The sequence below is a fragment of the Methylobacterium sp. WL103 genome (assembly GCF_008039885.1).
In the GTDB taxonomy this organism is placed as follows: domain Bacteria; phylum Pseudomonadota; class Alphaproteobacteria; order Rhizobiales; family Beijerinckiaceae; genus Methylobacterium; species Methylobacterium cerastii.
In genome coordinates, this window is sequence record NZ_VRUX01000264.1 from 1 (window position 1) to 5,632 (window position 5,632).

Below are 5,632 nucleotides of genomic sequence, written 5' to 3' on the forward strand. Positions count from 1 at the left end.
GCCTCGACCAGCGTGAGGAACGCCGTCTCGTCGGCCGCGCTCGCGTCGTCGGCCGTGCTCAAGCCGCCGCGGCCGCCACCGTCCGCGGGCACACGGTGACCAGAACCGACTTCGAGGTCGGCGTGTCGCTCTCGGCGCCGAAGGTCGAGAGCGGCACCAGCACGTTGAGCTCGGGGTAGTAGCCGGCCAGGCTCCCGCGCGGCATGTCGAACGGCACCAGGCGGAAATCCTCGGCGATGCGCGACGTGCCGTCCGCGTGCAGGCCGACCACGTCGACCCGCTCACCGAAGCTTTGGCGCAGGGTGACGAGGTCGTCGGGGTGGCAGAAGATCACCCGGCGCTCGCCGTAGACGCCGCGGTAGCGGTCGTCGAGGCCGTAGATCGTGGTGTTGTACTGGTCGTGGCTGCGGAAGGTCTGCAGCACGAAGGTGTTGTCGGCCCCCGCTGCGACTTGGTGCTCGGTGGCCGCGGGCAGCGCGTCCGCCGAGAAGTTCGCGCGGCCGGTGGCGGTCTCGAACACGCGCTCGGCGGCGAGGTTGCGCAGCATGAAGCCGCGCGGGCGCCGGACTCGGACGTTGTAGCCGGCAAACCCCGGTACCGTGCGCTCGATCCGGTCGCGGATGCGGTCGTAATCCTCGGCCATCGCCGCCCAGTCGATCCGGTCTGAGCCGACGGTGGCCGCCGCCATGCCCGCGATGATCGCGATCTCCGAGCGCAGCTCCTTCGAGGCCGGCTTGTTGATGCCGCCCGAGCCGTGGACCATGCTCATCGAATCCTCGACGGTCACGATCTGGGTCTTGCCGGCGGCGTTCCGGTCGATCTCGGTGCGCCCGAGGCAGGGCAGCACGTAGCCGACCCGGCCCGGCACGAGGTGCGAGTGATTGAGCTTCGTCGCGATGTGGACCGTGAGCTCGCAGGAGGCCAGCGCCTTGGCCACCAGGGCCGTGTCCGGCGTGGCGCGGGCGAAGTTGCCGCCCAGCCCGATGAAGGCCTTCGCCGTGCCGTCGAGCATCGCGCCGATGGCGGCCAGCACGTTGTGGCCGTGCCGGCGCGGGGCGGCGAAGCCGAACTCGCGCTCAAGCGCGTCGAGGAAGGCGACCGGCGGCTTCTCGTTGATGCCGACCGTGCGGTCGCCCTGGACGTTGGAGTGGCCGCGCACCGGGCAGAGGCCGGCGCCCGGGCGGCCGATGTTGCCGCGCAAGAACATCAGGTTGGCGATCTCGCGCACCGTCGCCACCGAGTGGCGGTGCTGGGTCACGCCCATCGCCCAGGTCGCGATCGACTTCGACGAGGTGATGTAGATCTCCGCCACCTCTTCGAGGATGGCGCGCGACAGGCCGGACTGGTCCTCGATCGCGTCCCAGCCGGTCGCGTCGACCGCCGCGCGGTAGGCGGCGAGCCCTTCGGTGTGGCTGGCCAGGAAGGCGCGGTCGAGCACCGAGGGACGGCCGGCGGCGAGGGCCGCGTCGTCGGCGGCGAAGACCGCCTTGGCGATGCCGCGGAAGGCGGCCATGTCGCCGCCGAGCCGCGGCTGCAGGTAGTGGCTCGCGATCGGCCGGCTCGCGCCGCGCAGCATCTCGACGGTGTTCTGCGGGTCGGCGAAGCGCTCCAGCCCGCGCTCGCGCACGGGGTTGAACACCACCACCTTGGCGCCGCGCTCGGCGGCCTTGCGCAGGTCGGCGAGCATCCGCGGGTGGTTGGTGCCGGGGTTCTGCCCGACGACGAAGATCGCGTCCGCCTTCTCGAAATCCTCCAGCAGCACCGTGCCCTTGCCGACGCCGATGGCGTGCGCGAGGCCGATGCCGCTGGCCTCGTGGCACATGTTCGAGCAGTCGGGGAAGTTGTTGGTGCCGTAGGCCCGGGCGAACAGCTGGTAGAGGTAGGCCGCCTCGTTCGAGGCGCGGCCGGAGGTGTAGAACTCGGCCTGGTCCGGGTGGTCGAGGCCGCGGAGCGTTGCGCCGATCTCGGCGAAGGCCGCGTCCCACGACACCGCGACGTAGCGGTCGCTGGCTGCGTCGTAGCGCATCGGATGGGTGAGGCGGCCCTCGCCCTCGAGGGCGTAGTCGCTCCAGCCGCGCAGCTCGCTCACGGTGTGGCGGGCGAAGAACTTCGGCGGGGTGCGCTTGTCGGTGGCCTCCCACGAGACCGCCTTCACGCCGTTCTCGCAGAACTCGAACGACGAGCCGTGTTCCGGGTCGCCCCAAGCGCAGCCGGGGCAGTCGAACCCGTCCGGCTGGTTCGCCTTCAGCAGGGCGCGGGCGCCCGAGAGCGGGGAGCGGCTGCCGAGGAGGTGCTTGCCGCAGCTCTTCAGCGCGCCCCAGCCACCGGCGGCCGAGGAACGCTTGGGCGTGCTGACGGGGTCGGTCATGACGAGGCCTGGATCGAGGTTCGCGCGTGGCGATCACGCACTTGCGAGATAAGAGACCGCGCGGGTGCTTCTCAATCGTGTCTCGACGCACCCCCCTCATGCGTCCGGCACGCGCGCATTTTTAACGGTTCTCGTTTCCCGGGGGCGGCAAAGGACACGCGATGCAGGCACGGGTTCGGGTTCTCGCGGCGTTGGCGGCCGGATGCGCCGTCGGGGTCGCGATGATGGCCAACGATCATGCCCGCGACGCCGGCTGGGCCGTCACCGCGAACCAGATCGCCGACGCGCGGGCGTATGGGAAGCCGGGGGTCGAGATCGCCCCAGGCCGCTTCGTGTCCGAGCCGCTCCCGAGCGAGCACGCCGCTTTGCTGCCGGTGAAGTGGCTGCTGCTCGGTGCCGCCGCCGCCGGCGCGGTGTTCGTCGGAACGAGACGGCGGGGGTGAGCTGACTTTCCGCCGCGGCCCCCGACCTCGCGCCTCTTTCATTCCCTGCAGAGGGGGGAGGAAAGAGCGCGTCACGCCTCCCGCGCCAGCGCCTTCGCGTCGCGCCCGACCACGCCGGCGAGGCTCGTCAGCCCCTCCGATCGCATCCGCTCGACCAGGCCGCGCTTGATCGTGCCGACGAGGCCGGGGCCTTCGTAGACGAGGGCCGAGTAGAGCTGGAGAAGGCTCGCGCCGGCGCGGATCTTGGTCCAGGCGGTCTCGGCCGAGTCGACGCCGCCGACGCCGACCAGGGGCAGCCGGTCGCCGACGCGCAGGTAGGTCTCGGCCAGCATCCGCGTCGAGGCCGAGAACAGCGGCCGGCCGGACAGGCCCCCGGTCTCGCCCGCGAGCGCCGTCTCGGCGAGGGAGGCCGGCCGCGCCACCGTGGTGTTCGAGACGACGAGCGCCTGCACCCCGCGGCTAACCGCCGTGGCGCAGATCGCGTCCAGGGCGTCGAGGGTGATGTCGGGGGCGATCTTCAGAAGGATCGCGGCCTTCTCCGATCCGATCCGGGCGGCGGCCGCGTCGCGGGTCGCGACCACCCGGGCGAGCAGGTCGTCGAGGAAGGCCTCGCCTTGCAGGTCGCGCAGGCCCGGCGTGTTGGGCGACGAGACGTTGACGGTGACGAAGTCCACGAGCGGCGCGAGCCGCCCGGTGCAGGCGACGTAGTCGGCGAGCCGGTCGACGGCCTCCTTGTTGGCGCCGATGTTGACCCCGACGATCCCCGGCCGCCCGGCCCGCGCGCGCAGGCGGTCGGCGACCACGTCGAGGCCGGCGCTGTTGAGGCCGAAGCGGTTGATCACCGCCCGGTCCCGCGGAAGCCGGAACACCCGCGGGCGCGGGTTGCCGGGCTGGGGCTTGGGCACCACGCCGCCGACTTCGACGAAGCCGAAGCCGAAGCCAAGCAGCGCGTCGGCCGCCTGCGCGCCCTTGTCGAAGCCCGCCGCCAGGCCGACCGGGTTCGGGAACCGGCGGCCGAACGCCTCGACCGCGAGGCGGGAATCGTCGGCGGGCGGCGTGCGCGGCGGCATCAGGCTGAGCGCGCGAACGGTCAGGTTGTGCGCGTGCTCGGCGTCGAGGCCGTGCAGCGCCGGGCGCAGCAGCGGAAATAGGGCGCCGATCATGCCGGGATCTCCGCCGGCAGCACGTGCGCGCCGTCCGGCCCGAGCGGCATCGGGCTCACGCGGCGCACCGCGTCGAGGGGCAGGTCGCCGTAGAGATGCGGAAACAAGTCGCCGCCGCGCGAAGGCTCGTAGCGCAGCGCCGGACCGAGCGCTTCGGCGTCGACGGCGACGAGCAGGAGCCCGTCGCGACCGGAAAAATGCCGCCGCGCGGTCTCGGCCACCTGCTCGGCTGTGGAAAAGTGGATGAAACCGTCGGCCCGGTCGATCTCGGCGCCGACGAAGCGACCGAGGGCTTCCGCCTCGCGCCACAGCCTCTCGGGACAGATCTTATAGATCGACGTCATCGGCGCACCCGCTTTTCGATGCGCCGTCGATAGGGCGCCGGGCGGTTCCCTGGCAACCGTCCGGCAACCATCCCGACGGTTGTAACGGCCTCCGGGAGGCGTGGATTAGCCATTCGGCCGATTGCCTTTCTCGATCCGTAGTTCTACTTTCCTACAACTAGGCCGTGCGTCTCTGCGGTCGTCTTCGCCTTGGTCCCGCATGCTGTCCCACGAGCAGATTTGGAATGCCATCGACCGTCTGGCCGAGCGGCACGGCTTCTCCCCATCCGGCCTCGCCCGACGTTCCGGGCTCGACGCCACCAGTTTCAACCGGTCCAAGCGCGTCGGCGTCGACGGACGCAAGCGCTGGCCCTCCACCGAGTCGGTGTCCAAGGTCCTAGCCGCCACCGGCGCCAGCCTCGATGACTTCCTTAGGTTGATCGAGGCCCGCGAGGGGCCGCCGCGCGCCACCGTGCCGCTGATCGGCCTGACCCAGGCCGGCGCCGGCCGCCAGTTCACCGACGAGGGCATGCCGACCGGCGGCCCCGGCTGGGAGGAGATCGAGTTTCCCGATCTCGGCGAGGAGCGCGCCTTCGCCCTGGAGGTGCAGGGCGAGTCGATGCTGCCGCTGTTCCGCGACGGCGACGTGCTGATCGTCTCGCCCTCGGCCGGCGTCCGCAAGGGCGACCGCGTGGTGGTGCGGCTGCATTCCGGCGAGGTCATCGCCAAGGAGCTGCGCCGCCGCACGGCACGCACCGTCGAGCTCGCCTCGCTCAACCCCGAGCACGACGACCGCACCCTGAACGTCGGCGAGATCGCCTGGATCGGCCGGGTGATGTGGATCCGGCAGTAGGGGGGTCGGGGGCGCTCTCGCGTTTCGCTTCCACCCTCGCTCCGTCGTCTCGCACCCGCGCCCCGTCGTCCCGGGGCTGCGCAGCGGAGCCCGGGATCGAGAGGCGCCGACGGCGCCCAACCGAGCGCAACCTACGGTCTGGGTTCCGGGCTCGATTGCGGCGCCCCGGGATCACGCGATCGTGTCGATAGGCCTTCTTTCATTCAACCTAGGTGAAAGGCCGGCACACGAACCCATCCGGTGACCGCCTCACCCCCGGGGCGCCGCTTCAGGCTTGGCCGTCCGGTCCGATGTCGCTATCGCTGAGCGGTCGGAGCCGTGGCTTCGCGAGGCCGGACGAGAGCATGGCAGAGCCCGACGCGGACGGCTTGAACGAACCGGCACCGCACGCCGGCTGGATCGCGCTGCTCGATGCCGCCGCGCCCGCCTTCCTCGCCGACCCGCGCCGGCCGGACGAGCCGATCGTCCACGCCAACCCGGCC

General features: G+C 71.7%; 5 protein-coding genes. 2 read left to right on the plus strand and 3 right to left on the minus strand.

Translation table 11 applies throughout. The annotated features are described in order from the left end of the window. Positions 1–58 precede the first annotated feature (58 nt). On the minus strand, positions 59–2,368 hold the full coding sequence (locus FV222_RS15750; protein WP_147764350.1) for an FdhF/YdeP family oxidoreductase: 2,310 nt from the start codon (positions 2,366–2,368) through the stop codon (positions 59–61). A gap of 161 nt (positions 2,369–2,529) precedes the next feature. Here FV222_RS15750 and FV222_RS15755 point away from each other — a divergent pair, with 161 nt between their 5' ends. Continuing rightward, positions 2,530–2,811, plus strand: a complete 282-nt coding sequence (locus FV222_RS15755) for a hypothetical protein (RefSeq protein ID WP_147764351.1) — start codon at positions 2,530–2,532, stop codon at positions 2,809–2,811. 71 nt (positions 2,812–2,882) lie between these two features. Here FV222_RS15755 and FV222_RS15760 read toward each other — a convergent pair whose 3' ends face one another. Beyond that, complete coding sequence (locus tag FV222_RS15760; RefSeq protein ID WP_147764352.1) at positions 2,883–3,974, minus strand: quinone-dependent dihydroorotate dehydrogenase; 1,092 nt, start codon at positions 3,972–3,974, stop codon at positions 2,883–2,885. Further along, positions 3,971–4,318, minus strand: a complete 348-nt coding sequence (locus FV222_RS15765) for a DUF952 domain-containing protein (protein ID WP_147750332.1) — start codon at positions 4,316–4,318, stop codon at positions 3,971–3,973. Before FV222_RS15765 ends, FV222_RS15760 begins: the two co-directional genes overlap by 4 nt. A gap of 199 nt (positions 4,319–4,517) precedes the next feature. Here FV222_RS15765 and FV222_RS15770 point away from each other — a divergent pair, with 199 nt between their 5' ends. Beyond that, positions 4,518–5,150 carry a helix-turn-helix transcriptional regulator gene (locus FV222_RS15770; RefSeq protein ID WP_147764353.1) on the plus strand — a complete coding sequence of 211 codons (633 nt, stop codon included), beginning with the start codon at positions 4,518–4,520 and terminating at the stop codon, positions 5,148–5,150. The last annotated feature ends 482 nt before the right edge of the window (positions 5,151–5,632 follow it).

Bases quoted from the DNA above. Each gene is read 5' to 3' on its own strand.
- FV222_RS15760 (WP_147764352.1), bottom strand. From the start codon at position 3,974: ATGATCGGCGCCCTATTTCCGCTGCTGCGCCCGGCGCTGCACGGCCTC.
- FV222_RS15770 (WP_147764353.1), top strand. From the start codon at position 4,518: ATGCTGTCCCACGAGCAGATTTGGAATGCCATCGACCGTCTGGCCGAG.
- FV222_RS15750 (WP_147764350.1), bottom strand. From the start codon at position 2,368: ATGACCGACCCCGTCAGCACGCCCAAGCGTTCCTCGGCCGCCGGTGGC.
- FV222_RS15765 (WP_147750332.1), bottom strand. From the start codon at position 4,318: ATGACGTCGATCTATAAGATCTGTCCCGAGAGGCTGTGGCGCGAGGCG.
- FV222_RS15755 (WP_147764351.1), top strand. From the start codon at position 2,530: ATGCAGGCACGGGTTCGGGTTCTCGCGGCGTTGGCGGCCGGATGCGCC.